This window comes from Rhodopseudomonas infernalis (genome assembly GCF_022271405.1).
In the GTDB taxonomy this organism is placed as follows: Bacteria; Pseudomonadota; Alphaproteobacteria; order Rhizobiales; family Xanthobacteraceae; genus Rhodopseudomonas; species Rhodopseudomonas infernalis.
Map to the genome: position 1 here is coordinate 106,675 of NZ_JAJNAL010000004.1, position 26,035 is coordinate 132,709.

General features: G+C 65.5%; 21 protein-coding genes. 11 read left to right on the forward strand and 10 right to left on the reverse strand.

The window, feature by feature from the left end:
- Positions 1–9 precede the first annotated feature (9 nt).
- A complete protein-coding gene (gene mutS, locus LPW26_RS04870; protein ID WP_238733154.1) occupies positions 10–2,733 on the forward strand; it encodes a DNA mismatch repair protein MutS in 2,724 nt (907 codons plus the stop codon).
- Between the two features lie 205 nt (positions 2,734–2,938).
- Here mutS and LPW26_RS04875 read toward each other — a convergent pair whose 3' ends face one another.
- Positions 2,939–3,871 carry a peptidylprolyl isomerase gene (locus tag LPW26_RS04875; protein ID WP_238733155.1) on the reverse strand — a complete coding sequence of 311 codons (933 nt, stop codon included), beginning with the start codon at positions 3,869–3,871 and terminating at the stop codon, positions 2,939–2,941.
- A gap of 410 nt (positions 3,872–4,281) precedes the next feature.
- On the opposite strand from LPW26_RS04875, the gene secA reads away from it, so the two are divergent.
- Entirely contained in the window at positions 4,282–7,125 is a 2,844-nt protein-coding gene (secA, locus tag LPW26_RS04880) for a preprotein translocase subunit SecA (protein WP_238733156.1), read from the forward strand.
- Positions 7,126–7,468: 343 nt separating this feature from the next.
- Here secA and LPW26_RS04885 read toward each other — a convergent pair whose 3' ends face one another.
- The 4 genes from LPW26_RS04885 to LPW26_RS04900 form a co-directional block, all read right to left on the reverse strand.
- On the reverse strand, positions 7,469–8,887 hold the full coding sequence (locus LPW26_RS04885) for a L,D-transpeptidase family protein (RefSeq protein WP_238733157.1): 1,419 nt from the start codon (positions 8,885–8,887) through the stop codon (positions 7,469–7,471).
- A gap of 356 nt (positions 8,888–9,243) precedes the next feature.
- The gene (locus LPW26_RS04890; RefSeq protein ID WP_238733158.1) at positions 9,244–10,206 is read right to left on the reverse strand and encodes an acetyl-CoA carboxylase carboxyltransferase subunit alpha; all 963 of its coding nucleotides are present in this window, start codon (positions 10,204–10,206) and stop codon (positions 9,244–9,246) included.
- Between the two features lie 127 nt (positions 10,207–10,333).
- Positions 10,334–11,365, reverse strand: a complete 1,032-nt coding sequence (gene xerD / locus LPW26_RS04895) for a site-specific tyrosine recombinase XerD (protein ID WP_238733159.1) — start codon at positions 11,363–11,365, stop codon at positions 10,334–10,336.
- 45 nt (positions 11,366–11,410) lie between these two features.
- Positions 11,411–11,557 (reverse strand): histidine kinase, encoded by a 147-nt coding sequence (locus LPW26_RS04900; RefSeq protein ID WP_119856036.1) that lies wholly within the window; start codon positions 11,555–11,557, stop codon positions 11,411–11,413.
- A gap of 164 nt (positions 11,558–11,721) precedes the next feature.
- Between LPW26_RS04900 and LPW26_RS04905 the strand changes: the two genes are divergently transcribed.
- From LPW26_RS04905 to LPW26_RS04915, 3 genes are read left to right on the forward strand one after another with little or no spacing between them, the layout of a single operon-like run.
- Positions 11,722–12,339, forward strand: coding sequence for a shikimate kinase (locus tag LPW26_RS04905; protein ID WP_238733160.1), 618 nt, complete (start codon positions 11,722–11,724; stop codon positions 12,337–12,339).
- Entirely contained in the window at positions 12,336–13,481 is a 1,146-nt protein-coding gene (aroB, locus tag LPW26_RS04910) for a 3-dehydroquinate synthase (RefSeq protein WP_238733161.1), read from the forward strand. Before LPW26_RS04905 ends, aroB begins: the two co-directional genes overlap by 4 nt.
- Before the next feature lie 45 nt (positions 13,482–13,526).
- A complete protein-coding gene (locus tag LPW26_RS04915; protein ID WP_238733162.1) occupies positions 13,527–14,894 on the forward strand; it encodes an HlyC/CorC family transporter in 1,368 nt (455 codons plus the stop codon).
- Between the two features lie 217 nt (positions 14,895–15,111).
- Here the strand turns inward: LPW26_RS04915 and LPW26_RS04920 are convergent, their stop codons facing one another.
- From LPW26_RS04920 to sdhC, 4 genes are all read right to left on the reverse strand, one after another.
- Complete coding sequence (locus LPW26_RS04920; protein WP_238733163.1) at positions 15,112–15,894, reverse strand: succinate dehydrogenase iron-sulfur subunit; 783 nt, start codon at positions 15,892–15,894, stop codon at positions 15,112–15,114.
- Positions 15,895–16,032: 138 nt separating this feature from the next.
- Positions 16,033–17,856, reverse strand: a complete 1,824-nt coding sequence (gene sdhA / locus LPW26_RS04925) for a succinate dehydrogenase flavoprotein subunit (protein ID WP_238733164.1) — start codon at positions 17,854–17,856, stop codon at positions 16,033–16,035.
- Positions 17,857–17,858: 2 nt separating this feature from the next.
- Positions 17,859–18,281, reverse strand: a complete 423-nt coding sequence (sdhD, locus tag LPW26_RS04930; RefSeq protein WP_238733165.1) for a succinate dehydrogenase, hydrophobic membrane anchor protein — start codon at positions 18,279–18,281, stop codon at positions 17,859–17,861.
- A complete protein-coding gene (gene sdhC / locus LPW26_RS04935; protein WP_238733166.1) occupies positions 18,278–18,676 on the reverse strand; it encodes a succinate dehydrogenase, cytochrome b556 subunit in 399 nt (132 codons plus the stop codon). Before sdhC ends, sdhD begins: the two co-directional genes overlap by 4 nt.
- Positions 18,677–19,036: 360 nt before the next feature.
- Here sdhC and LPW26_RS04940 point away from each other — a divergent pair, with 360 nt between their 5' ends.
- The 4 genes from LPW26_RS04940 to LPW26_RS04955 all read left to right on the forward strand — a co-directional run bounded on the left by LPW26_RS04940 (position 19,037) and on the right by LPW26_RS04955 (position 23,304).
- Positions 19,037–20,071, forward strand: coding sequence for a cation diffusion facilitator family transporter (locus tag LPW26_RS04940; protein ID WP_238733167.1), 1,035 nt, complete (start codon positions 19,037–19,039; stop codon positions 20,069–20,071).
- A gap of 280 nt (positions 20,072–20,351) precedes the next feature.
- Positions 20,352–21,353, forward strand: coding sequence for an Hsp33 family molecular chaperone (locus LPW26_RS04945; protein WP_238733168.1), 1,002 nt, complete (start codon positions 20,352–20,354; stop codon positions 21,351–21,353).
- Between the two features lie 271 nt (positions 21,354–21,624).
- Positions 21,625–22,122: a hypothetical protein gene (locus tag LPW26_RS04950; RefSeq protein ID WP_238733169.1), complete on the forward strand. Its 498-nt coding sequence runs from the start codon at positions 21,625–21,627 to the stop codon at positions 22,120–22,122.
- A gap of 111 nt (positions 22,123–22,233) precedes the next feature.
- Positions 22,234–23,304, forward strand: coding sequence for a hypothetical protein (locus LPW26_RS04955; RefSeq protein ID WP_238733170.1), 1,071 nt, complete (start codon positions 22,234–22,236; stop codon positions 23,302–23,304).
- A gap of 10 nt (positions 23,305–23,314) precedes the next feature.
- On the opposite strand, the gene apaG is transcribed toward LPW26_RS04955, so the two are convergent.
- Complete coding sequence (apaG, locus tag LPW26_RS04960; protein WP_238733171.1) at positions 23,315–23,707, reverse strand: Co2+/Mg2+ efflux protein ApaG; 393 nt, start codon at positions 23,705–23,707, stop codon at positions 23,315–23,317.
- 270 nt (positions 23,708–23,977) lie between these two features.
- Here apaG and LPW26_RS04965 point away from each other — a divergent pair, with 270 nt between their 5' ends.
- Together LPW26_RS04965 and LPW26_RS04970 are read left to right on the forward strand one after the other, a co-directional pair.
- Positions 23,978–25,243, forward strand: a complete 1,266-nt coding sequence (locus LPW26_RS04965; RefSeq protein ID WP_238733172.1) for an OpgC domain-containing protein — start codon at positions 23,978–23,980, stop codon at positions 25,241–25,243.
- An 8-nt stretch (positions 25,244–25,251) separates the two neighbouring features.
- On the forward strand, positions 25,252–26,034 hold the full coding sequence (locus tag LPW26_RS04970; RefSeq protein ID WP_406677015.1) for an SGNH/GDSL hydrolase family protein: 783 nt from the start codon (positions 25,252–25,254) through the stop codon (positions 26,032–26,034).
- The last annotated feature ends 1 nt before the right edge of the window (position 26,035 follow it).

A 26,035-nucleotide genomic window follows, 5' to 3' on the forward strand; every position in this document is an offset into this window, starting at 1 on the left:
ACATCGGCCATGACCATCCATGCCGACATCGTCCCGCCGCCCGATCCGTCACCGCCCACCGAGGCGCCGGCGAAGATGTCGCCGATGATGGAGCAGTATCACGAGATCAAGGCTGCCAATCCCGGGCTGCTGCTGTTCTACCGGATGGGCGACTTCTACGAGCTGTTCTTCGAGGACGCCGAGATCGCCTCGCGAGCGCTCGGCATCACGCTGACCAAGCGCGGCAAGCATCTGGGCGCCGACATTCCGATGTGCGGCGTGCCGGTCGAGCGCTCCGACGACTATCTGCACCGCTTGATCGCGCTCGGCCACCGCGTCGCGGTGTGCGAGCAGACTGAGGACCCGGCGGCGGCGCGCGCCCGCAAGAGCGTGGTGCGGCGCGACGTGGTGCGGCTGATCACGCCCGGCACGCTGACCGAAGACACGCTGCTGGACGCGCGCGCCAACAACTATCTGCTGGCGATCGCCCGCGCGCGCGGCTCGTCCGGCACCGACCGCATCGGGCTGGCCTGGATCGACATCTCGACCGGCGAATTCATCGTCACTGAATGCGCGACCGGCGAATTGCCGGCGACGCTGGCGCGGATCAATCCGAACGAGGCGATCGTCTCGGACGCGCTGTACGGCGACGCCGAGATCGGCCCGCTGCTGCGCGAACTCGCCGCCGTGACGCCGCTGACCCGCGACGTGTTCGACAGTGCGACCGCCGAGAAGCGGCTGTGCGATTACTTCGCCGTGGCGACGATGGACGGCCTCGCGGTGCTGTCGCGGCTCGAGGCCACCGCGGCCGCCGCCTGCGTCACCTATGTGGACCGCACCCAGCTCGGCAAGCGCCCGCCGCTGTCGCCGCCGTCGCGCGAGGCCACCGGCTCGACCATGGCGATCGATCCGGCCACCCGCGCCAATCTCGAGCTGACTCGCACGCTGGCGGGCGAGCGCCGCGGCTCGCTGCTCGACGCGATCGACTGCACCGTCACCGCCGCCGGCTCGCGCCTCCTCGCACAACGTCTTGCCGCGCCGCTGACCGATGCGGCGGCGATCGCGCGGCGGCTCGATGCGGTCGAGGCCTTCGTGGCCGAGCCGGTGCTGCGCGAACAGATCCGCAGCGCACTGCGTGCCGCGCCCGATATGGCGCGGTCGCTGGCGCGGCTGTCGCTCGGCCGCGGCGGCCCGCGCGATCTCGCGGCGCTGTGCAGCGGCATTCGCGCCGCCGACGAGGTGCTGGAACAGCTGTCGCGCCTCGCCGAGCCGCCACAGGACATCGCCGGCGCGATGGCGGCGCTGCAGCGGCCGTCGCGTGATCTGTGCGCCGAGCTTGGCCGCGCGCTCGCCGACGACCTGCCGCTGCTCAAGCGCGACGGCGGCTTCGTGCGCGACGGCTTCGAGCCGGCGCTCGACGAGACCCGCAAGCTGCGCGACGCCTCGCGGCTGGTGGTGGCGTCGATGCAGGCGCGCTACGCCGACGAAACCGGCGTCAAGGCGTTGAAGATCCGGCACAATAACGTGCTCGGCTACTTCGTCGAGGTGACCGCGCAGCATGGCGAGAAGCTGATGGCGCCGCCGCTCAACGCCACCTTCATCCATCGCCAGACCCTGGCGGGTCAGGTCCGCTTCACCACCGCCGAGCTCGGCGAGATCGAAGCCAAGATCGCCAATGCGGGCGACCGCGCGCTCGGGCTGGAGCTGGAAATCTTCGACCGCCTCGCAGCAATGATCGATGCCGCCGGCGACGATCTGCGCGCCGCCGCGCACGCGTTCGCGCTTCTCGACGTCGCCACCGCGCTGGCCAAGCTCGCGTCCGACGACAACTACGTCCGGCCCGAGGTTGACGAGTCGCTGGCGTTCGCGATCGAAGGCGGCCGGCATCCGGTGGTCGAGCAGGCGCTGAAGCGTGCCGGCGAGCCGTTCATCGCCAATGCCTGCGATCTGTCGCCCGGACCGGCGCAGAAGAACGGTCAGATCTGGCTGCTGACCGGCCCGAACATGGCCGGTAAGTCGACTTTCCTCCGGCAGAACGCCCTGATTGCGCTGCTGGCCCAGGTCGGCAGTTACGTTCCGGCGGGCCGGGCCCGCATCGGCATCGTCGACCGGCTGTTCTCGCGCGTCGGCGCCGCCGACGATCTGGCGCGCGGCCGCTCGACCTTCATGGTCGAGATGGTCGAGACCGCCGCGATCCTCAACCAGGCGTCCGAGCGGGCGCTGGTGATCCTCGACGAGATCGGCCGCGGCACCGCGACCTTCGACGGCCTGTCGATCGCCTGGGCGGCGATCGAGCATCTGCACGAACAAAACCGCTGCCGCGCGCTGTTCGCGACCCACTACCACGAGCTGACCGCGCTGTCGGCCAAGCTGCCGCGGCTGTTCAACGCCACCGTGCGGGTCAAGGAGTGGCGCGGCGAAGTGGTGTTCCTGCACGAGGTGCTGCCGGGCTCCGCCGACCGCTCCTACGGCATCCAGGTCGCCAAGCTGGCCGGGCTTCCGTCCTCGGTGGTGAGCCGGGCCAAGTCGGTGCTGGCGAAGCTCGAGGCCAACGACCGCGGCCAGCCCAAGACGCTGATCGACGACCTGCCACTGTTCGCCATCACCGCCCGCGCCCCCGCCGAAGCCGCGCCGCCGAGCGAGGCCGAGCAGCTGATCGAGGCGGTCCGGGCGCTGCATCCGGACGAACTGAGCCCGCGCGAGGCGCTGGAGGCGCTGTATGCCCTGAAGGCGAAGCTGCCGAAGGCGGATTAGCCGTAGGATGGGTTGAGCGCAGCGAAACCCATCGCCCCACAGCACGGCCTGATGGGTTTCGCTGCGCTCAACCCATCCCACGAATTGGCACAGCCTCGCCCCCTGGCAGGCTTCATCCCAGAGGCCTCAGCCTGAAGGGGTCCTCAAACGACAACGGCCGGGGCTGAACCCCGGCCGTTGCAGCAGAACTGAAGTCTTGTGACGCTTACTTCTTCGCCGGAGCCGGAGCTGGAGCCTTGGCGGCCGGGTCGGCGGGCTTGGCGGCATCCGCCGGCTTGGCTGCGTCGGCAGCCGGCTTGTCGAGGCGCTCGACCTTGGCGCTCTGGCGGAGCTGGGCGACGTAGTCGGACTGCGCCTTGCGGGTGACGTACTGCTCGATCTGCGGCTTGACCTGATCGAAGCTCGGCGGCTTGCGGTTGCGCTTTTCCTCGACCTTGATGATGTGCCAGCCGAACTGGCTCTTCACCGGGTCGGAAATCTTGCCCGGTTCGAGCGCGAAGGCGACGGCGGAGAATTCCGGCACCATCTGGTCCTTGGTGAAGAAGCCGAGGTCGCCGCCGTCGGAGGCACCCGGATCCTTGGACTTCTTCTTCGCCAGTTCGGCGAAATCGGCGCCCTTTTTCAGTTCCTCGGCGATCGCCTTGGCCTCGTCCTCGGTCTCGACCAGGATGTGGCGGGCGTGAACTTCCTGCTCGCCCGCGATCTGCTTGGCGGCGTCCTCATAGACCTTCTTCATCGCCTCGTCGGTGGTGGCGGCCTTGCCCTCGACCGAGAGCAGATCGTCCATCAGCAGCCGGTTGCGGGCGAAGTCGAGCCGCTTCTTGAACTCGGCGCGGTCGGCGATCTTCTTGTCCTCGGCGGCCTTGGCGACGATCTTCATGTCGATCAGGAACGCCAGCACGTTTTCCTTTTTCGACGCCGGGTCCATCTGGGCGAGGCTCGGGCCGAGTTCTTCCTCCGCCAGGGTCACGTCGCTCTGCCGGATCTCAGCGCCGTTCACCTTGGCCAGCACCGGGTCGGCGTCCTGGGCGCGCGCCATCGGGCTCGCAAGCAGCGCGAAGGCGAGACAGCCGGTCGCGGCCGCGCCGACGAAGCCGGCGCGCAGGGCCGAGAGGACTGCGGATGACGCAGGGGTCATGGAAACAAAATCCTTGTTCTGTAAGCCGGGGTGCCGGAAGCGGCGGGACAGTCACCCAATCGCGGCGCCTTGGCAACGCGAAAACTCTGTCAAAATGATGAAATCCCTGAAAGGTCGGCGCGTTGACAACCCCCCACCCCAGCCATATCTCTGCGGCCAGTGGCACGGGTATCAAGGTCTGTGGACGGCCTCGGCCGCGCCGTCAGCCCCTGGATTGCCGGATGTCCTATCAATTCGCCCCCGCGCCTGTACTCCGATAGGTGAGCGGCGTCACGATGAGTTGATAGTGGCTCAGGCAAACCGCATACCGGCTGGAACGGCACCTCGTGGCACGGCACAAGCCCGTGGCACGGCATATTCGGCACGGCAGCAACGGCTGTGAAGTTATACCGCAAGGACAGGAAGCTGGCATGATCGGCGCGTTAGCCCGCAAACTTTTCGGCTCGTCGAATGATCGCAGGATCAAGGCCTATCAGGCCCGCGTCGCGGCGATCAACGCGCTGGAGCCGGAAATCGCGGCGCTGTCGGACGAGGCGCTGCGCGCCCGCACCGACGAATTCCGCGCCCAGCTCGCTGCCGGCAAGACCCTCGACGACCTGCTGGTCCCCGCCTTCGCCACCGTGCGCGAGGCGGCCAAGCGCACGCTCGGTCAGCGCCATTTCGACGTCCAGCTGATCGGCGGCATGGTGCTGCACGAGGGCGACATCGCCGAGATGAAGACCGGCGAAGGCAAGACGCTGGTCGCCACGCTGGCGGTCTATCTCAACGCGCTGCCCGGCAAGGGTGTGCACGTCGTGACCGTCAACGACTACCTCGCATCCCGCGACTCCGGCTGGATGGGCCAGATCTACGGCTTCCTCGGCATGACCACCGGCGTGATCGTGCACGGCCTCGACGACGGCCAGCGCCAGGCCGCCTATGCGTGCGACATCACCTACGGCACCAACAACGAATACGGCTTCGATTATCTGCGCGACAACATGAAGTACCGGCTGGAGGACATGGTCCAGCGCGGGCACTTCTTCGCCATCGTCGACGAAGTCGACTCGATCCTGATCGACGAAGCCCGCACCCCGCTGATCATCTCCGGTCCGCTCGACGACCGCTCCGAATTCTACAACACCATCGACACCTTCATTCCGAGCCTCGACAAGACCGACTACGACATCGACGAGAAGCAGCGCACCGTGACGCTGACCGAAGCCGGCATGGAGAAGATCGAGACGCTACTGCGCGACGCCGGCCAGTTGCGCGGCGAGTCGCTGTACGACGTCGAGAACGTCTCGGTGGTGCACCACATCAACCAGGCGCTGCGCGCCCACACACTGTTCCAGCGCGACAAGGACTACATCGTCCGCAACGACGAGGTGGTGATCATCGACGAGTTCACCGGCCGCATGATGCAGGGCCGGCGCTATTCGGAAGGCCTGCACCAGGCGCTGGAAGCCAAGGAACACGTCACCGTCCAGCCGGAAAACCAGACGCTGGCGTCGATCACCTTCCAGAACTACTTCCGGATGTACGACAAGCTCGCCGGCATGACCGGCACCGCGGCCACAGAGGCCGACGAGTTCTACGACATCTACAAGCTCGAAGTGGTCGAGATCCCGACCAACCTGCCGATCTCGCGTCTCGACGAGGACGACGAGGTGTACCGTACGCAGGGCGAGAAGTACGCGGCGATCCTCGCCGAGGTCGAGCGCGCCAATGCGCGGATGCAGCCGGTGCTGGTCGGCACCGCCTCGATCGAGAAGTCCGAGGTGCTGGCCGATCTGCTGCTCAAGAACGGCTACAAGCAGATCGACTTCGGCGACCCCAAGGGGCTCGACAAGCTGTATGCGGCGGCCCGCGCCGGCAAGCCGGCCAAGCTGTTCGCGGTGCTGAACGCCCGCTTCCACGAGCAGGAAGCCTACATCGTGGCCGAGGCCGGCGTCCCCGGCGCCATCACCATCGCCACCAACATGGCCGGCCGCGGCACCGACATCAAACTCGGCGGCTCGCTGGAAATGCGGATCCCGCAGGAAACCGCCGGGATCACCGACGAGGCCGAGAAGGCCGCGAAGATCGAGCAGATCAAGGCCGACATCGAGCGCTTCCGCGAACTGGTGTTGAACGCCGAAGACGAGATCGAGATCGAGCCCGCCAAGGGCAGCAAGCCGGCCAAGACCGCCAAGCGGCCCGGCGGCCTCTACATCATTGGCTCCGAACGCCACGAAAGCCGCCGCATCGACAACCAGCTGCGCGGCCGCTCCGGTCGTCAGGGCGACCCCGGCCGTTCCAAGTTCTTCCTGTCGCTCGAAGACGACCTGATGCGGATCTTCGGGTCCGGCAAGCTCGACACCATGCTGACCCGCCTCGGCCTCAAGGAAGGCGAGGCGATCATCCATCCGTGGATCAACAAGGCTCTGGAGAAGGCGCAGCAGAAGGTCGAGGCGCGCAACTTCGACATCCGCAAGAACCTGTTGAAGTTCGACGACGTCCAGAACGACCAGCGCAAGGTGATCTTTGATCAGCGCATCGAGCTGATGAAGGAAGACAGCGTCGTCGAGACCGTCACCGACATGCGCCACACCTTCATCGAGGATCTGGTCGCAAAGCACGTGCCCGAGCACGCCTATGCCGAGCAGTGGGACGTTGCGGGCCTGAAGGAAGAGCTGCAGCGCGTCATCGGCCTCGACATTCCGGTCGACGAATGGGCCAAGGAAGAGGGCATCGCCGACGAGGAGCTGATCTCGCGGCTCGAGAAGGTGTTCGACGAGCATATGGCCGCGAAGGTCGGGCAGTGGGGCCCCGACGTGATGCGCTATGCCGAGAAGAGCATCCTGCTGCAGACGCTGGATCATCTGTGGCGCGAGCATCTGGTGATGCTCGACCATCTGCGCCAGGTGATCGGCCTGCGCGGCTACGGCCAGCGCGATCCGCTGCAGGAGTACAAGTCCGAGGCGTTCAATCTCTTCCAGGAGATGAGCGCGCATCTGCGCGAGGCCGTGACGGCGCAGCTGATGCGCGTCGAGATCATCCCGCCGGAGCAGCCGCGCGAGCTGCCGCCGATGGAAGTCCACAAGGCCAACCCCGACACCGGCGAAGACGAGATGGCGTTCGCCAACGTCTCGCTGGCCCCTGCTGACGACGTCGTCGACAAGGCCGCCCGCGATCCGAACAAGCCCGAGACTTGGGGCAAGGTCGGCCGCAACGAGGACTGCCCCTGCGGCAGCGGCAAGAAGTACAAGCACTGCCACGGCCGGTACGCGTAAGCGTTTTGCGCGGCGGCGTCAGCGCGGCTGCATCAAAGTCGAAGAATAATCTTCATGCCCGGGCTCGTCCCGGGCATCGTCGTTCGAGTGGTGGAGTTCGAACCACGCGCCAGCTCGGCGTATCGGTTGATCGCCGCGAAAAGCAGGGCATCACCTAACTCTTGCCACCCACGCCGTCATTCCGGGGCGCGCGTAGCGCGAACCCGGAATCTCGAAAAGTTCTGCGACTCAGTCATTTCCACCATTTCTGGATTCCGGGTTCGCGCGCGAAGAGCGCGCGCCCCGGAATGACGGAGAGAGAGTGAGCCGATTGAAGACGTACTGTCGGCCGGAGCCCGTCAGCTCAGCGGAATGCCGAGAACCGGCCGTCGAAATTGTTCGACGACACCACCGGCGCGGCGCCGGAGATGGTGGCGGTCGGGCGGGCCGGAGCCGAGGAGGTGGTGTCGGTATCGACGCCGGGCTTCAGCGTCGGCTTCGATGACGCGGTGGGACGCGCCTCGTTCGACGTCCGCACGGCGGCCTGAGGCCGCGGCGGCTCGGTGTGGCGTGAGGCCGGCTGCGACGATGCGGCGCCCTTGTGGTTTGAGGCTGCGCGATTCGACGCTGCCAGCAGCCCTCCGATATCGTCCTTCGAGGCCGAGGCGATGCGCGGGCTGGCCGGCGCCGGCGTCGCGGCGACCGCAGTGGTTTCGGGTGCGCGCAGCAGATTGTCGGACGGCCGCGGCGGATTGACGTGCGGCGGGATTGTGCCGGGCGCGCGCTCCATCGCCAGCGTCGGGCTGTCGGTGGACTCGGACAGGCCGGTCGAGCCTTCGGGAATCTTGGAGGCGAAGATCTGGTTCATGCCGCCGTCGATGCCGGTGCGCAGCCGCGCCACCGGGGTGCCCTTGGCGACCAAGTCGGCGATCTGGATCTGATCCTTCTGATCCTTCTTGCGGACCGCGTCGGCGACCTCGGCCGGCACCGTATAGGCCGGGCACTTGGCGGAGGCGTTGAACTGCAGCGGCCGGCCCGCATTGGGCAGCGGCACGGCGTCGAACACGTATTTCTGCTCGCAGAAGTCGACCTTCGGCTCCTGCTTGGTCACTTCGAAATGGTCGTTGCCTTCCTTCAGCATCTTCCAGAACGGCATGTTCGGGTTGTTACGATGCTTGGCGAAGTTGGCCGGCGTCATCTTGAACGGATAGGCCTGCAGCTGAAACGCGCGCTGACCGCCGAAGAACGACTCGCGACCGAGCGCGTAGATCTCGGCGATCTGCTCGTCGGTCATCGCGTAGCAGCCGCGCGACGAACAATCGCCGTGCACCATCAGCTGCGAGCCGGTGCGACCGAGCGATTTGTCGAAGGCGTTCGGATAGCCGGTGTTGAACGACAGATAATACGAGGATTGCGGATTCATCTGCGCCGGCGAGATCGAATAGAACCCCTCGGGCGCCTGACGGTCGCCTTCGCGGATCTTCGGGCCGAGATCGCCCGACCAGCGGCAGATCGGATAGGACTTCAGCAGCTGGAAGACGCCGCTACGGTCCTGCTTCCAGACCTCGAGTTCGGCTTCCTGCTTGAACAGCCGCACCAGCATCGGCGACTGCAGGTCCATGTTCTTGTCCTGCATCGCCGCCACCAGCTTGGGCGGCACCGGCTGATTGGCCTTGGCGTTGCTGGCGAGCGACATCTGATCGCTGTTGCAGCCGGCCAGCACCACGCTCGTCGCGATCGCGGCCGAAGCCAGCAGCGCGCGCAGCAGCGGAGTTCTCGTCACAGCCAAGCTCCCCGGACGATCGCCAAACCCGCACCCCATTGATGGCTCAACAGATGAGCAGTTCGGTCGTCGCTCTGACGCGATCGCAGCAGCCGAATTGGCTGGCATTTGATCGTGTGCATTTACCAAGATGCGCAGGGTGAAGACGCCTCAGGCCGGCGCATCCTGCACACATGAAAGATTATCCTTAAGCCCCCATGGTCGCAAGCCGATCGGCCGATAGCGCCCGACGCCTCTGCGACATGGTCAAGGAACATTGAACAGAGAGGAGCGGCGAAACTGCGGCCGAGGGCGCAGGTCGCCTGCCAGCCGGCGGCTATGGTTAACAAAGCCGCATGGGGCCGGCGGCCGAGGGCTCAGGCCAGTTTGCGGCCGATCTCGAGGAATTTCTGCCGGCGCCGGGTGCGGACCGTGACCGCGTCGAGGCCGCTGAGCTCGGCGAAGGCCGCCGCGATGGCGTCGCCGGTCGTCGCAATCATGCTGGACGGATCGCGGTGAGCGCCGCCCTTGGGCTCGGCCAGGATCTGGTCGATCACGCCGAACCTCAGCAGGTCCTGGGCGGTGATCTTCATCGAGTTGGCGGCTTCCTGCGCCTTGGTGCCGTCGCGCCACAGGATCGAGGAGGCGGCTTCAGGCGAGATCACGCTGTAGATTGCGTGTTCGAGCATCAGCACCTTGTTGGCGGTGGCGATCGCGATTGCGCCGCCGGAGCCGCCCTCGCCGATCACCACGGCGACATTCGGCACGCCGAGCTGCAGGCAGGCGGCGGTCGACCGGGCGATCGCCTCGGCCTGGCCGCGCTCTTCGGCGCCGATGCCCGGATAGGCGCCGGCGGTGTCGACCAGCGACAGCACCGGGATGCCGAAGCGGTCGGCCATTTCCATCAGCCGGACCGCCTTGCGATACCCCTCCGGCCGCGCCATGCCGAAATTGTGCTTGAGCCGGGTCTCGGTGGACGAGCCCTTCTCCTGGCCGATCACGCAGATGCTTTCCCCGCGGAAGCGGCCGAAGCCGCCGATCAGCGCTTCGTCTTCGCCGAACTTGCGGTCGCCGGCCAAAGGCGTGAACTCGGTGATCAGAGCTTCGATGTAGTCGACGCAATGCGGCCGCTGCGGATGCCGCGCCACCTGGGTCTTCTGCCACGGCGTCAGCGACGCATAGAGCTCGGTGAGAGCCTGGACGGCCTTCTCCTCGATCTTGGCGACCTCTTCGTGGATGTCGCTGCCGGACGCCGCCAGCGTACGCAACTCGTCGATCTTGGAATCGAGTTCCGCGACCGGCTTTTCGAAGTCGAGATAGCTGCGCATGGGCTCGGACATGATCAGAAACACAGGGAGGGTTGGCGGCGGCCGGACATCGGCCGGGCCTCGGCTTTTCGAACCTCATGGCCATCAAGTCAAGCGGCCAGGCCAGTCCGCCGCTTAGGCAATAGAACCAAGCGGCCGGTCAGTGGCCTTCGGCGAGCGGGTGCAGGTCGCGCACCAGGCTCTTCAGCCGGTCCTCGACCACATGGGTGTAGATTTGCGTGGTCGAGATATCGCTGTGGCCCAGCAGGGTCTGGACGATGCGCAGGTCGGCGCCGTTGTGCAGCAGATGGCTGGCGAAGGCGTGGCGCAGCACGTGCGGGCTGACCAGCCGCGGCGACAGCCCGGCGCGGGCCGTCAGATCCTTCAGATCGCGGGCGAAATGCTGCCGGGTCAGATGCCCGCTCTCGCCGAACGACGGAAACAGCCATTTCGAAGCCGGCGGTTGCTTGCCGCCCTTCGCGGTGGCCTTGGCGGCCGCGTCGGTCGCCGCCAGATACGACGCCATCGCCTGTTTGGAGGTGGCGTTGAGCGGCACCAGCCGCTCCTTGTCGCCCTTGCCGCGGACCACGATCATCCGGGCATCGCGGCGCGCCGCCGACAGCGGCAGCGACACCAGTTCGGAGACGCGCAGCCCGGTCGCGTACAGCACTTCCAGCAGGCAATACAGCCGCAGCGCGCGCAGCCGGGCCGGTCCCTCGGCCACCTCGGCCTCCTGCCGGGCGCATTCGAGCAGCCGGTCGACATCGGCGATCGACAGCACCTTCGGCAGGCCGCGGCCGCGCTTCGGCCCGGACAGGATCGCGGCCGGATCGTCGGCGCGGATCCGCTCGCTGAGCAGAAACCGGAACAGATGCCGCAGCGACGACAGCCGCCGCGCCACGCTGGAGGTGGCGAAGCCGCGCTTGTCGAGATCGGACAAATAGCCGCGCAGCGCCTCGGTGTCGGCGGAGGCGAGGCTGTGGCGGCGGCGGGCCAGATAGGCCGACAGATCGGCCAGGTCGCGGCGATAGGCGTCGATGGTGTTGGCCGAGGCACCCTGCTCGGCCGCGATCATGTCGAGAAACAGCTCGCTCAGCCCGGCGTCCGAATACGATGCGGGCCGCAGCGGCGCGGCCTCGGCATCGGTGCGCGCCGCCAGCGGCGGGTTGGAACTGGTTCGCGGTCGTCGCATCGTTCGAGCCTCGGTTGTGGCATCGCTCGACCGTAGGCTTACCGGCTATTTCTTGAGAAACTTATCCGGCTGCACCACCACCGTCATTTCCCGCTCTTTCGGGCTGACGAAATTGGCCAGGGCAAAGATCGCTCCGTAGATGATACCACCGATCACCGCGACGACCGACAGGAAGCGGAACAGAGTGGGCATTTGGGCGAGTCTCGGCAGCCTGGAAAGCGGGTCGCGGGTCCAGGACGATGACCATGTTCGTCCGTGGGTGGCAAGAGACTCTGGCAGGCGCAGCAATCACAGTAGTATAGCTGGCCGTTCCGGGCTCCAGCCGAGCCCGCCGTGAAACCACGAGTACCGCGCCAATGTCCGAAACCGCACCGACGGTAACTGCCGCCAGGTCCCAGCACGAAGCCGAGGTCGTCGCGGCGCTGGGCGAGCGTGCGGTCGTGCTCGTCGGCATGATGGGCGCCGGCAAATCCACCGTCGGCCGCCGGCTGGCGCTGCGGCTCGGGCTGCCGTTCCTCGACGCCGACACCGAGATCGAGAACGCCGCGGCGATGACCATTCCGGAGATTTTCGAGACTCATGGCGAGCCGCATTTCCGCGACGGCGAGGCGCGGGTGATTGCGCGGCTGCTAGACGGCGGCGCCAAGGTGCTGGCGACCGGCGGCGGCGCCTTCATGCGGGCGGAGACCCGGGATCGCATCCGCGACAAGGCGGTGTCGATGTGGCTCGAGGCAGATGCCGACGTGATCCTGCGCCGGGTCAAGCGCCGCGCCGACCGGCCGCTGCTGAAGACGCCGGATCCGGCCGGCACCATTGCCCGGCTGATCGAAGAACGCCATCCGGTGTACCGCGCCGCCGACATCACCATCGCGTCGCGCGACGTGCCGCACGAGAAGATCGTCGACGAATGCGTCGCCGCATTGCACGACTATCTGTGCGGCGCCTCCGCCCCAACCCTGAGCGAGACCCCATGACTGCGCCGCTGAACCATTCCGCCCCGATCACCGTCGAGGTCGCGCTCGGCGACCGCGCCTATGACATCGTGATCGGCCGCGACGTGCTGGGCTCGCTCGGCGAGCGGATCGCGAGGCTGCGCCCCGGCGCCCGCACCGCGATCGTCACGGATCACACCGTGGCGAAGAGCTGGTTGAAGCCGACCGAGGACATCCTCGACGCCGCCGGCATCGCCCACACCAGCATCGTGGTCGGCGAGGGCGAAAGCTCCAAGACCTATGCGGGGCTGCAGCAGGTCAGCGAGGCGCTGATCGCCGCCAGGATCGAGCGCAACGATCTGGTGATCGCGCTCGGCGGCGGCGTGGTCGGCGATCTGGCCGGCTTTTCGGCAGCGATCCTGCGCCGCGGCGTCGACTTCGTGCAGGTGCCGACCTCGCTGCTGGCGCAGGTCGATTCGTCCGTGGGCGGCAAGACCGGTATCAACTCGCCGCAGGGCAAGAACCTGCTCGGTGCGTTTCATCAGCCCGTTCTGGTGATCGCCGACACCGCTGTGCTCGATACCCTGTCGCCGCGGCAGTTCCGCGCCGGCTATGCGGAAGTCGCCAAATACGGCGCGCTCGGCGACGAGGCGTTCTTCGCCTGGCTCGAGGCCAATCACGCCGATATCTTCAGCGGCGGCGCGGCGCGCGAGCACGCCATCGCCACGTCGTGCCGCGCCAAGGCCGGGATCGTGGCCCGCGACGAGCGTGAGAACGGCGAGCGCGCGCTGCTCAATCTCGGCCACACCTTCGGCCACGCGCTGGAAGCCGCGACCGGTTTCTCCGATCGGCTGTTCCACGGCGAGGGCGTGGCGATCGGCATGGTGCTGGCGGCGCAATTCTCCGCCGCGCGCGGCATGATGCCGGAGACAGACGCCGTGCGGCTGGAGACGCATCTGGCCGAGGTCGGTCTGCCGACGCGGCTGCAGGACATCGCCGGCTTCGCGCAGGAAGGCCTTGCGGACGCCGACGCGCTGATGACGCTGATGACCCAGGACAAGAAGGTCAAACGCGGCAAGCTCACCTTCATCCTGATGGAAGGCATCGGCCGCGCGGTGATCGCCAATGACGTCGACCCGGCGCCGGTGCGAGACTTTCTGCACGGCAAGCTCGCGCAGGTGTAAAGCTCGGCTGCGCGAACCGATCGCACGCGCCAACCCAAGAGCCCGATGAGCCCGATCCTCTCCAACGTCCTGATCGCGGTCCTGCTGCTGACCGCCAACGCGTTCTATGTTGCGGCCGAGTTCGCGCTGGTGCGCAGCCGCGGCTTTCGCATCAAGGCGATGGCCGAGAAGCGGCAATTCGGCGCGCGGCTGCTGCAGCAGATCCTCGGCAATGTCGAAGCCTATCTGGCCTGCTGCCAGCTCGGCATCACCATGGCGTCGCTCGGGCTGGGCTGGGTCGGCGAGCCGACCGTGGTGGCGCTGCTCGCACCGCTGCTCGAGCCGCTCGGCCTGTCGGAATCGGCGCTGCATCTGATCGCGTTTCTCGGCGGCTTCCTGTTCTTCTCGTCGCTCCACATCGTGATCGGCGAGCAGGTGCCGAAGACACTGGCGATCCGCCAGCCGGAGCCGGTGTCGCAGTGGATCGCCTACCCGCTCCACATCTCTTACATCCTGTTGTATCCGCTCAACTGGCTGCTGAACCAGGCCTCGCGCGGCATCCTGCGGCTGCTCGGTGTCGAGGAGAACTCGGAGCACGAGATTCTCACGGACGTCGAGATCGAGGGGTTGGTCGGGCAATCCGCCGAGCATGGCAAGATCGAGAGCGGTGAGGCCGAGTACATTCAGAATGTGTTCCGGTTCGGCGAGTTGGTGGTGTCCGACGTGATGGTGCATCGCACCTCGATGGTGACCATCAATGCCGATCTACCGACAGAGCAGCTGGTCAAGGAAGTGCTCGCCACCGAATACACACGCGTGCCGCTGTGGCGCGACAAGTCCGAGAACATCGTCGGCGTGCTGCACGCCAAGGACCTGTTGCGCGCGCTGCGCGAAGCCGATGGCGACGCCTCCAAGATCGACATCGGCAAGATCGCGCTGTCGCCGTGGTTCGTGCCGGAATTGCGGCTGGTGTCCGAACAGCTCAAGGCGTTCCGCGCCCGCAAGACTCACTTCGCCCTGGTGGTCGACGAATACGGCGAAGTCGAAGGCATGGTGACGCTCGAGGACATCCTCGAAGAAATCGTCGGCGACATTTCGGACGAGCACGACGTCGTGGTCGCCGGCGCCCGCGCCCAGCCGGACGGCTCGGTGGTGGTCGACGGCTCGGTGCCGATCCGCGATCTCAACCGCGCGATGGATTGGCAGCTGCCCGACGACGAAGCCACCACGATCGCCGGCCTGGTGATCCACGAGGCGCGCTCGATCCCGGTCCGCGGCCAGAGCTTCACCTTCCACGGCTTCCGCTTCCGGGTCCTGCGCCGCGAGCGCAACCGCATCACCGCGCTGCGGATCGTCCCGGTCGAGCGCGACACCAAGACCGAGTCGATCGACAAGAAGAGAGGCCGACGAGCCGCTCGGGCAGGTACGGCTTAAAGTCCAGCCGAGACATCGGCCCGCGGAGTTCTGCCACTCCCTCACCCCGTCATGCCCGGCCTTGTGCCGGGCATCCAGGCCTTGCTGAGTTCGCGGCGTCGAAAGGCGTGGATGGCCGGGACGAGCCCGGCCATGACGAAAGTCTCGGTTGGGACGCCACAAAACGCAAACGGCCGGGCGCGAGCCCGGCCGTTGAAACCTGTGAAAACTTCGCCGCTCAGATCTGGCGTTCGACCAGCTTGAGCTTGAGGTTGGCGATCGCCTCGGAGGGGTTGAGGCCCTTCGGGCAGACCTTGGCGCAGTTCATGATGGTGTGGCAGCGATAGATCCGGAACGGGTCCTCGAGATTGTCGAGACGCTCGCCGGTGGCCTCGTCGCGCGAATCTTCCACCCAGCGGGTCGCCTGCAGCAGCGCGGCCGGGCCGAGGAAGCGGTCGGAATTCCACCAGTAGCTCGGGCACGAGGTCGAGCAGCAGGCGCACAGGATGCACTCGTACAGGCCGTCGAGCTTCTCGCGGTCCTCGTGGCTCTGCCGCCATTCCTTCTGCGGCGTCGGCGTCACGGTCTGCAGCCAGGGCTGGATCGAGGCGTATTGGGCGTAGAAGTTGGTGAGGTCCGGCACCAGGTCCTTGACCACCGGCTGATGCGGCAGCGGGTTGACCTTCACGGCGCCGTCGCGGACGTCGTCCATCGCCTTGGTGCAGGCCAGCGTGTTCTCGCCGTCGATATTCATCGCGCAGGAGCCGCACACGCCCTCGCGGCAGGATCGTCGGAAGGTCAGCGTCGGATCGATGTTGTTCTTGATCCAGATCAGGCCGTCCAAGACCATCGGCCCGCAATCGTGCTTGTCGACATAGTAGGTGTCGACGCTCGGGTTCTTGCCGTCGTCCGGATTCCAGCGATAGACGCGGAATTCGCGAACGTCCGTCGCGCCTTCCGGCTTCGGCCAGGCCTTGCCGCCGACAATCTTCGAATTCTTCGGAAGTGCGAATTCAACCATCTTGTCTCACCCTCTCGTCATTCCGGGGCGCGCGCAGCGCGAGCCCGGAATCTCGGTCCGTCGTAGCCGCTCGGGATTCCGGGTTCGTGCGCGTTCCGCGCACGCCCCGGAATGACGGGGCATTGTTCGTGCGTTCGCTCAATACACCCGCGGCTTCGGCGGGATGTACTGGACGTCGTTGGTCATCGTGTAGTCGTGCACCGGGCGATAATCGATCGTGGTGCCGCCGTTGCCGCCGATCCACGCCAGCGTGTGCTTCATCCAGTTCGCGTCGTCGCGATCCGGGAAGTCCTCGCGGGCATGGGCGCCGCGGCTCTCGGTGCGGTTGGCGGCCGAGTTCATCGTCACCACCGCCTGCACGATCAGATTGTCGAATTCCAGCGTCTCGACCAGATCGGAATTCCAGGTCAGCGAGCGATCGGACACGCCGATATCGCCGATGCCGCCGTGCACGTTCTGGATCAGCTGCTTGCCTTCGGCCAGCACTTCGCCGGTGCGGAACACCGCGCAGTTGTTCTGCATCACGTGCTGCATCTTCTCACGCAGCTTCGCGGTCGGGGTGCCGCCCTTGGCGTAGCGATACTTGTCGAGGCGCGACAGCGACAGATCGGCGGAGTCGGCCGGCAACTCCGGCTGCTTGCCGTTCGGCGTCAGCTTCTCGGCGCAGCGCAGCGCCGCGGCGCGGCCGAACACCACGAGATCGATCAGCGAGTTGGAGCCGAGGCGGTTGGCGCCGTGCACCGACACGCAGGCGGCTTCGCCGATCGCCATCAGGCCCGGCACCACCGCGTTGTCGTCGCCGTCCTTCTTGGTGACGACCTCGCCGTGGAAGTTCGTCGGAATGCCGCCCATGTTGTAGTGCACGGTCGGCAGGATCGGGATCGGCTCGCGGGTGACGTCGACGCCGGCGAAGATCCGCGCCGATTCCGAAATGCCCGGCAGACGCTCGGCCAGCACTTCCGGCGCCAGATGGTCGAGGTGCAGGAAGATGTGGTCCTTCTTCTTGCCGACGCCGCGGCCTTCGCGCATCTCGATCGTCATCGCGCGCGAGACGACGTCGCGCGAGGCGAGGTCCTTGGCGGACGGCGCGTAGCGCTCCATGAAGCGCTCGCCTTCCGAATTGACCAGATAGCCGCCCTCGCCGCGCGCGCCCTCGGTGACGAGGCAGCCCGAGCCGTAGATGCCGGTCGGATGGAACTGCACGAACTCCATGTCCTGCAGCGGCAGGCCGGCCCGCAGCGCCATCGCGCCGCCGTCACCCGTGCAGGTGTGCGCCGAGGTGCAGGAGGCGTAGGCGCGGCCGTAGCCGCCGGTGGCGAGGATCGTGGTCTGGGCCTTGAAGCGGTGGATGGTGCCGTCGTCGAGCTTCAGCGCGACGACGCCGCGGCAGACGCCCTGGTCGTCCATGATAAGGTCGATGGCGAAGAACTCGATGTAGAACTCGGCCGAATGGCGCAGCGCCTGGCCGTACATCGTGTGCAGCATCGCGTGGCCGGTGCGGTCGGCGGCCGCGCAGGTGCGCTGTGCCTGACCCTTGCCGAAATCCAGCGTCATGCCGCCGAACGGCCGCTGATAGATCTTGCCTTCCTCGGTGCGCGAGAACGGCACGCCCCAGTGCTCGAGCTCGTACACCGCGTCGGGCGCGTTGCGCACCATGTATTCGATCGAGTCCTGATCGCCGAGCCAGTCCGACCCCTTGACGGTGTCGTACATGTGCCAGCGCCAGTCGTCCTTGTGCATGTTGCCGAGCGAGGCCGAGATGCCGCCCTGCGCCGCCACGGTGTGCGACCGGGTCGGAAACACCTTGGTGATGCAGGCGGTGCGCAGTCCGGCTTCGCTGCAGCCGACCACGGCGCGCAGGCCGGCGCCGCCGGCGCCCACCACGACGACGTCATAGACGTGGTCTTCGATCGGATAGGCGGTTCCGCCCGCGGCTGCTGCGCCGTTGAGGTTCGCCGCCATGCTTAGACTCCGGATGCGAGTTTGAAGATCGCGAAGATCGCGGCGAGCGCCACGGCGATCGAGAAGAAGTTATTGGCCATGACCGTGACGAGCTTGAGCTTCTCGTTCTGGATGTAGTCTTCGATCACCACCTGCATGCCGATCTTCATGTGGATCGCGGATGCGATGATGAACAGGATCATGGTCAGCGAAATCAGCGGCGAGCCGAGGATCTGCGCCGCGCCGGCCTGGTTGCGGCCGAGCAGCATCATGATCACGACGATCACCGGGAGAATCAGCAGCGTCATCGCCACGCCGGTGATGCGCTGGCGCCAGAAATCGCCCGTGCCGGAGCCGGCCGGGCCGAGCTTGCGGACCTTGCCCATCGGGGTGCGCATGGTCGGCTCGGCGCGCCGGGCGGAGCCGTGAGATTCCTGAACGCTCATCGGGCCACTCCCATCGTGAAGGCGATCACCCAGAGCAGCACCGTCAGCACGATGCCGCCGATCAGCGCCGCCCAGGTCAGCCACTCGCGATCTGCGGTCTTGAAGCCGTAGCCGAGATCCCAGACGAAATGCCGGACGCCGCTGAGCAGATGATGCATCAGCGCCCAGGTGTAACCGAACAGGATCAGGCGGCCGATCCAGCTGCCGGTGAAGGCCTGGATATTGGCGTAGGCGGCGGGGCCGGCGGCGCAGGCGATCAGCCACCACGCCAGCAACAGGGTTCCGGAATACAGCGCGATGCCGGTGGCGCGATGGACGATGGACATCGTCATCGTCAGGCTCCAGCGGTACGTCTGCATATGCGGCGAAAGCGGTCGTTCGATCCTGGAGGTCATCGGCTGCTATAGGGTTGGCGGCGAGCGGACATGGCCCGGGCGGGGCTCGCGGGAGTGCCCCTATTTACGAAGCTCGTTCAGCGAGCGCAACGAAGAATTTGCATCTTCGGAACTTCAATTCAGCACTTGAAGAGACTGGCAAGCCAACGCGATCGCGGGTTTACGAGCTCCATTCCACGATCCGGAAATGAAACCAGATTCAGCGCGCCAAACATCCGCCGACCGCGACTTGCATCGATGAACCGCGGGTTTCGAGCATCTCTAAAGCCCGAGCCCATCGCTTTCCGCAACGCCGTGTCCGTGCGATGGTTCACCACAGCATAGCGGCATTGTCGCCGACCGTGCATCGTCAGGTTTCCGATGGCCCATTCTCCCGACTGCACGCTCGACCACGCCGATCACGATCATCACGCCCAAGGCCATGATCAAGTCCATGATCAAAGCCATGAACACGGGCATGGTCGCGGCAGGGCCGGCGCGCATGCGCATCACCACGGCCCCGGCGCCCACGACCATACGCCGACGGATTTCGGCCGCGCCTTCGCCATCGGCATCGCGCTGAACATCGCCTTCGTGATCGCCGAGGCGGTGTTCGGCTGGCTCGGCAATTCGATGGCGCTGATCGCCGACGCCGGCCACAACCTGTCCGACGTGCTCGGCCTCGCGGTCGCCTGGATCGCCGCCGAGCTGTCGAAGCGGCCGCCATCGGCGCGCTACACCTACGGCCTGCGCGGGTCCTCGATCCTGGCGGCGCTGTTCAATGCGGTGTTTCTGCTGCTCGCGGTCGGCGCCATCATCTGGGAAGCGATCGCGCGGCTGTTCAATCCCGAGCCTGTGGCCAGCGGCACCATGATCGTGGTGGCGAGCATCGGCATCGTCATCAATGCGGCCACCGCCTGGCTGTTCTTCGCCGGTCGCCACAGCGACCTCAACATCCGCGGCGCCTATCTGCACATGGTGGCGGACGCCACGGTGTCGGCCGCCGTCGTGGTCGCCGGCATCGTCATCCTGTTCACCGGCTGGACCTGGACCGACCCGGCCGTCAGCCTGCTGGTCGCCGGCGTCATCGTGTGGGGCACCTGGGGGCTGCTGCGCGATTCCACCGCGATGTCGCTGGACGCCGTGCCGCCCGGCATCGATCCCAACGCGGTGCGCAACTTCCTCGCCAGCCGCCCCGGCGTCACGCAAGTTCACGATCTGCACATCTGGCCGATGTCCACGACCGAGGTGGCGCTGACCTGCCATCTGGTGATCCCCTCCGGCGCCCCCGGCGACGCCTTCCTGATCGACCTCGCCCACGAACTCGACCACGATTTCGGCATCGCTCACACCACGGTGCAGATCGAGACCAGCCCCGACACCCCGTGCGCGCTGGCGCCGGAGCATGTGGTGTAGCCGCCTCCTCGCCTCCGAGGCTGTTGCTGAGAGCGGGCGATTGCACGACGGGCGCCCGCGGTCCCCCTCCCCCTTGCGGGGAGGGTCGGCCGAGCGAAGCGGAGGCCGGGGTGGGGGCCCCCGAGCACTGAGCGTGCGGCTACCCCCACCAGACCGGCCTTACGGCCGGCCACCCTCCCCGCAAGGGGGAGGGGGACTAAACCTGCTCCGCGGCATCGCTGCCATTCGCCTTCCAGCCCGGCCCTTCCGATCCCCGCCTCTCGCCCCCAGATAAGCGCCCATGACCTCACAGACCCCCGATCCCCACACCCCCGAAACGCCCCCCGTCCGCGCACCGTCGGCGGTTCCGATCGACGACAGCGTGCTGCCGTTCGAGGTCGGTGCGCTCGATCTGCGCGGCCGGCTGACACGGCTCGGCCCGGCGCTCGACGAACTGTTGGAAAAACACGCCTATCCGACCCCGGTCGGCAAGCTGCTCGGCGAGGCCGTGGTGCTGGCGACGCTGCTCGGCTCGGCGCTGAAATTCGACGGCCGCTTCATCCTGCAGACCCAGACCGATGGTCCGGTGTCGCTGCTGATCGTCGACTTTCAGGCGCCCGACCGGCTGCGCGCCTATGCGCGGTTCGACGAGACCCGGCTGGCGCCGGGGCTGGATTCAGGCGCACTGCTCGGCAAGGGGCATTTGGCGATGACCGTCGATCAGGGCCCCGACATGAGCCGCTATCAGGGCCTCGTCGCGCTCGACGGCGGCGGACTCGAAGAAGCCGCGCACGAATACTTCCTGCGCTCGGAGCAGATCCCCACCAAGGTGCGGCTCGCGGTCGGCGAGGAATGGCGCGGCGGCGAAGGCGGTCGGCATCACTGGCGCGCCGGCGGCATGCTGCTGCAGTTCCTGCCGAAGGCGCCGGAGCGCGCGCGGCAGCCCGATCTCGATCCGGGCGATGCGCCCGACGGCGCCGAAGTCCACGCCGTGACGGAAGACGATGCCTGGGTCGAAGGCCAGTCGCTGATCGGCACCGTCGAGGACATCGAGCTGATCGATCCGGACCTGTCCGGCGAGCGGCTGCTGTATCGTCTGTTCCACGAGCGCGGCGTCCGCGTATTCTCGTCGCTGCCGCTGCGCGCGCAATGCTCGTGCTCGCGCGACGCCGTGTCCGGCATGCTGTCCCGCTTCTCCGCGCAGGACCGCGCCGACATGGTCAAGGACGACAAGGTCGTGGTGACCTGCGAGTTCTGCAGCTCGGTGTACGAGTTCACGCCGGAAGAGGCGGGGGTGGAGTAGGTTGGTAATCCCGCCAAATAAGTTTGGCGGGATTAATCTCCTATGTCTGCAATTAGCTTCTCTGAAGCTGAAAGCGAGAATTGTTTTCTTCGCTCTGCGATGTTTCATCGCTCTGCGATGTTTCAAGTTTATCTAATACTTTCGTGCTGCTCAGTTGGTTTGGTCGCGGATCCTGCTGGAGATTAATCTGGGATTGGGCAAAATGGAGAAATGTTCGTTTTTCTATTGGTGAGATATGTACTCATTTCAGACAAGTGGAGCCCCAGCCTCGTTGTACGAGTTTAAGGCTTGGTTGCAGCAGAAGCCGCTTGAGTGGTCCATCTCATTGAGTGCGCGAGCTGTTTTGCGAGTTGTCCCAATTGCTTACAACGACGCCGATTTTGCGGCAGTCATACTGCCAGTGTTTCGTGCTGCGGCGATCGCCCGATATGCTGCAAAATATCCAAGCCCTAGCTTAGCGAAAGCTGCAGCAGATGCGTCTAGAGGCGCGCGGCCTATACTGCGCGCTGCACTTTCAGCTGCAGCGTCGGTCGCGGACACTGTTAGTTACTTGGATTTTGATGTTGCGCGGGATGAGCTTGCATCTGAGTCCTCTTCCCGCTCAGCTCGTTTCCAAGAAAAGATCGGTGCGTTGATGAATTCTTCAGAGGGTTCAACAATTGCCGCTTACGTTGCAGGATCCGCCGCAGCTGATGCTATCAATGCGGCCAGCGACTGCGTGGCCGCCTACGCCCCCGCCGACAAAGACATCTTTTTGCAGGCTGTCTAATCCGATGCCCAAGGATTGGATGCCGGGAAGTTTACAGCAGAAGCCCTCACGGAGGAACGTCTGTGGCCAAGCCGACCGCCTCGCTGGATAGGCACCGCATGGGGGCGGTTGGTGGGCGACTTGTTAGCTAAAGGTGATCATTGGTCGGTGTGGACCGATTGGTATCGCGAGGTAGCGGCAGGGGGTTCAACTTCCCGAACATTCAAGGCTTGGGATGCGGCCTTTACGGACCTTCCAGGAGAACTTCCGTGGGGCTTTGGCGCTGAGGCTGTCAATTCTGCGATCCGCAGCCGAATAGATGTGCTCAAGCCCGGTCCTTATCCATTGGAGGGAGTTCCGTCTCCGGTTGCAATTGAAAAAATGCCGGACGGGCGTATTGGTGCACTCGCTCCGCGCCTATCCTCACCTACGGTGCCTCCTCCTGTAAAATTGGAGGATCACGATCGTTCATTAGACGCCTGTTTTAGCCGCGCAGGGCAGTTGTACGATACTTGTTCTAAACCCGACTTTCAGTGGAGACGTGACTATCGAGATGCACTCGAAGCGTATCTAGAGTGGCTTCCTAGGAAGAAAAATTCGGGAAACATGCTTCTCGCTGATGGAGAAGCCAGGGTGCTTGGCAAGCTGTTTAAGGCGGACGAAGCAATTTTACCCGTCGGATTTGCAACCAGACTTGCTGTATTTCTTGAAGATCACATCGGTCTTCGGGCATTCTATCCGGAAGTGGAGCAGCATTACCTCTTTATCCAAACTGGTCGCCTTATAAAACCGCTTGAACGGGACGCCGTTGTAGGCATCGCGCATGCGGTTCGGTCGAATTCGCCTGACGTGTTTAACGAGACGGTTCGTCCTATAATGGACGAGACGTCTAGACTTGTTCCGAATCCGTTGCCACCTCTTCCGGAAGATCTCCCACAGAGCGATGTAGGTCAGCCAAAGGCCCCGAAGGATCCAGTTTCCGATGTCGATCCCTCTCTGTCGCGGGAGTTTACTTTTGCGAGTGCGGCTAATCGCATTTGGCAGCTTTTGCAGAAGGGAAAAGACCTGCCAGACGCGCTTGCTGGTTGGCAAAAAGCATACGATGATTTCAAGCCCTACATTACAACTCTAATCGAGTGGCTGAAGGCCTTCGTTCCCAACGCCGGTGATGGTCCGCCGGCACCGCCGCCTAGCTTGATTTGAAGCAGTAACTCTAATTCAACGTCCGCTTCCCCTCCGGGCTGTCCAGCGAGAACGCCGGGACGTCGATTTCGAAGCGTTCGCCGGTTTCGCTTTCCATCTGATAGCGGCCGGCCATGAAGCCGGAGGCGGTGGGGAGGGGGACGCCGCTGGTGTATTCGAAGCGCTCGCCGGGCGCGAGCACCGGCTGTTCACCGACCACGCCTTCGCCGCGGACCTCCTGGGTCCGACCGGAGGCGTCGGTGATCACCCAATGCCGGGTCCGCAGTTGCACGGTCTCGTCGCCCGAATTGGTGATCACAACCGTGTACGACCAGAAGAACTGGCGGTTCTCGGCCGAGGACCGTTCCGGCAGGTAGTTTGGCTCGACGGTCACCTCGATCTGGCGGGTCACGGCGCGGTACATGAGGGGCGTTCCAGCTTGCACCGCAATCATATCGCAAAACTCCGTTTTGAAACCAGCCGCTCGGAACGATTTTCACTTTACGTATAACGCGAACCTCGGTTTCAACATAGTTGCGGCGTAGTTCCGCGTCGACGCCGGTCGCACCGCGCGGGACGCCGGCACGTCCGGCCGGCAGCCGGGTCGTCACTCGTCCGTTGTGGCTCTCGCCTGCGATCGGGCAGGCTAGTATATCAGCCCCGATGGCGCGCCGCTGCGCCTGCCTGGAGCACCATGACTCCTCCACCTTCCATCGCCGAACCGGTCGTCGAAGCGCCGCCTGCGGATCCGAAGCCGCCGACGGACGTCGCGCCACCGCCTGCATCGCCGCTGGCGCCGGCCGTCCGTAAGCTCGCGCCGAAGCGCGAATTGCGGCTCGACCTGTTTCGCGGCCTGGCGCTGTGGCTGATCTTCATCGACCACCTGCCGGCGAACGTGCTGACCTGGCTGACGATCCGCAATTACGGCTTTTCCGACGCCACCGAGATTTTCATCTTCATCTCCGGCTACACCGCGGCCTTCGTGTATGGCCGGGCGATGCGCGACCAGGGCTTCGTGGTGGCATCAGCCCGGATCATGAAGCGGGTCTGGCAGATCTACGTCGCCCATGTCTTCTTGTTTACGATCTTCCTGGCCGAGATTTCCTACGTCGCCACCAGCTTCCAGAACCCGCTCTACACCGAGGAAATGGGCATTCTGGACTTCCTGAAGCAGCCCGACGTCACCATCGTCCAGGCGCTGTTGCTGCGGTTCCGCCCGGTCAACATGGACGTGCTGCCACTCTACATCGTGCTGATGTTCTTCCTGCCGGCGATCCTCTGGATCACCCGGCGCTCGCCCGATCTCGCGCTGGCGCTGTCCACGGCACTGTATGCGGCGACCTGGCAGTTCGATCTGCACCTCACCGCCTATCCGAGCGGCGTCTGGGCGTTCAATCCGTATGCCTGGCAGCTGCTGTTCGTGTTTGGCGTGTGGTGTGCCATGGGCGGCGCGCAACGGTTGTCCCGGGTGTTGGCGTCGCGGGTCACGCTGTGGGTGTCGGCGGCCTATCTGCTGGCAGCGTTCTTCGTCACCCTGACCTGGCACATGCCGCAGCTGTTCCATACCCTGCCGAAATGGCTCGAACAGTGGATGTACCCGATCGACAAGCCGAACCTGGACGTGCTGCGGTTCGCTCATTTTCTGGCGCTGGCGGCCATCACGGTGCGGTTCCTGCACCGGGATTGGCAGGGCTTGAACTCGATCTGGCTGCGGCCTCTGATCCTGTGTGGCCAGCACTCGCTCGAGATCTTCTGCATCGGCATTTTTCTTGCTTTCGCAGGCTACTTCGTGCTCGCCGAAATCTCGGGCGGCGCGGTGATGCACTTCTTTGTCAGCCTGACGGGGGTCGTCATCATGTCCGCCGCGGCATGGCTTTTTTCGTGGTACAAGAACGAGGTGGTCAAAGGTGGAGCCCCCAAGGGGAAGCCAGACGCCGACCTCGCGGGAGGCGATGTATGATGGCCAGAATGGCCAGTCCGAGACTGCGTGCCGTATTGCTGGGCGTGAGCCTGACCTTGGGGTTGGCGCTGGCCGGCGGGCCGGCGGTGGCTGCGCCCGAGGTGGCGTCGGTCGGCTGCGAGGCGCCGGCCTATCTGCTCGCCACCGATCTGAAGATCGGCCGGGTGGTGGCGTCGCTGAAGAACGACCGCAAGCTCGACATCCTGGTGATCGGCAGCCGCTCCTCCAGCATCAGCTCGGCGGAGAGCACCGCCTATCCGGCGCGGCTGCAGACGCTGCTGCGCGACAAGCTGCCGGGCATCGCCGTCAACGTCACGCTTGAAATGCGGATGAAGCGCACCGCCGCGGAGGTCGCCTCGGCGATCGGCCCGCTCGTCACCGAGCGCAAGCCGTCGCTGGTGATCTGGCAGACCGGCACTTACGATGCGATCCGGTCGATTGATCCGGAGGACTTCCGCAGCGCGCTCAGCGAAGGCATCGAAGCCTCGCAGAAGGCCGGCGCCGACGTCATCCTGATGAATCTGCAGTACAGTCCGCGCACCGAGACGATGATCAATCCCACGCCGTATTTGGACAATATGCGGGTGGTGGCGCAGGAACACGACGTGCCGTTGTTCGATCGCTTCGCCCTGATGCGGCACTGGAACGAGACCGGCGAGTTCGACCTGTTCAGCCCCTCGCCGGGCATCGACCTCGCGATGCGGGTTCACGGCTGCCTTGCACGTGCGTTATCGACTTTCGTGCTCGATGCAACGCATATCAATCCGTTGGAGTTGAGGACGCTGCGTTAAG

Bases quoted from the DNA above. Each gene is read 5' to 3' on its own strand.
- mutS (WP_238733154.1), top strand. From the start codon at position 10: ATGACCATCCATGCCGACATCGTCCCGCCGCCCGATCCGTCACCGCCC.
- LPW26_RS04875 (WP_238733155.1), bottom strand. From the start codon at position 3,871: ATGACCCCTGCGTCATCCGCAGTCCTCTCGGCCCTGCGCGCCGGCTTC.
- secA (WP_238733156.1), top strand. From the start codon at position 4,282: ATGATCGGCGCGTTAGCCCGCAAACTTTTCGGCTCGTCGAATGATCGC.
- LPW26_RS04890 (WP_238733158.1), bottom strand. From the start codon at position 10,206: ATGTCCGAGCCCATGCGCAGCTATCTCGACTTCGAAAAGCCGGTCGCG.
- xerD (WP_238733159.1), bottom strand. From the start codon at position 11,365: ATGCGACGACCGCGAACCAGTTCCAACCCGCCGCTGGCGGCGCGCACC.
- LPW26_RS04900 (WP_119856036.1), bottom strand. From the start codon at position 11,557: ATGCCCACTCTGTTCCGCTTCCTGTCGGTCGTCGCGGTGATCGGTGGT.
- LPW26_RS04905 (WP_238733160.1), top strand. From the start codon at position 11,722: ATGTCCGAAACCGCACCGACGGTAACTGCCGCCAGGTCCCAGCACGAA.
- aroB (WP_238733161.1), top strand. From the start codon at position 12,336: ATGACTGCGCCGCTGAACCATTCCGCCCCGATCACCGTCGAGGTCGCG.
- LPW26_RS04915 (WP_238733162.1), top strand. From the start codon at position 13,527: ATGAGCCCGATCCTCTCCAACGTCCTGATCGCGGTCCTGCTGCTGACC.
- LPW26_RS04920 (WP_238733163.1), bottom strand. From the start codon at position 15,894: ATGGTTGAATTCGCACTTCCGAAGAATTCGAAGATTGTCGGCGGCAAG.
- sdhA (WP_238733164.1), bottom strand. From the start codon at position 17,856: ATGGCGGCGAACCTCAACGGCGCAGCAGCCGCGGGCGGAACCGCCTAT.
- sdhD (WP_238733165.1), bottom strand. From the start codon at position 18,281: ATGAGCGTTCAGGAATCTCACGGCTCCGCCCGGCGCGCCGAGCCGACC.
- sdhC (WP_238733166.1), bottom strand. From the start codon at position 18,676: ATGACCTCCAGGATCGAACGACCGCTTTCGCCGCATATGCAGACGTAC.
- LPW26_RS04940 (WP_238733167.1), top strand. From the start codon at position 19,037: ATGGCCCATTCTCCCGACTGCACGCTCGACCACGCCGATCACGATCAT.
- LPW26_RS04945 (WP_238733168.1), top strand. From the start codon at position 20,352: ATGACCTCACAGACCCCCGATCCCCACACCCCCGAAACGCCCCCCGTC.
- apaG (WP_238733171.1), bottom strand. From the start codon at position 23,707: ATGTACCGCGCCGTGACCCGCCAGATCGAGGTGACCGTCGAGCCAAAC.
- LPW26_RS04965 (WP_238733172.1), top strand. From the start codon at position 23,978: ATGACTCCTCCACCTTCCATCGCCGAACCGGTCGTCGAAGCGCCGCCT.
- LPW26_RS04970 (WP_406677015.1), top strand. From the start codon at position 25,252: ATGGCCAGTCCGAGACTGCGTGCCGTATTGCTGGGCGTGAGCCTGACC.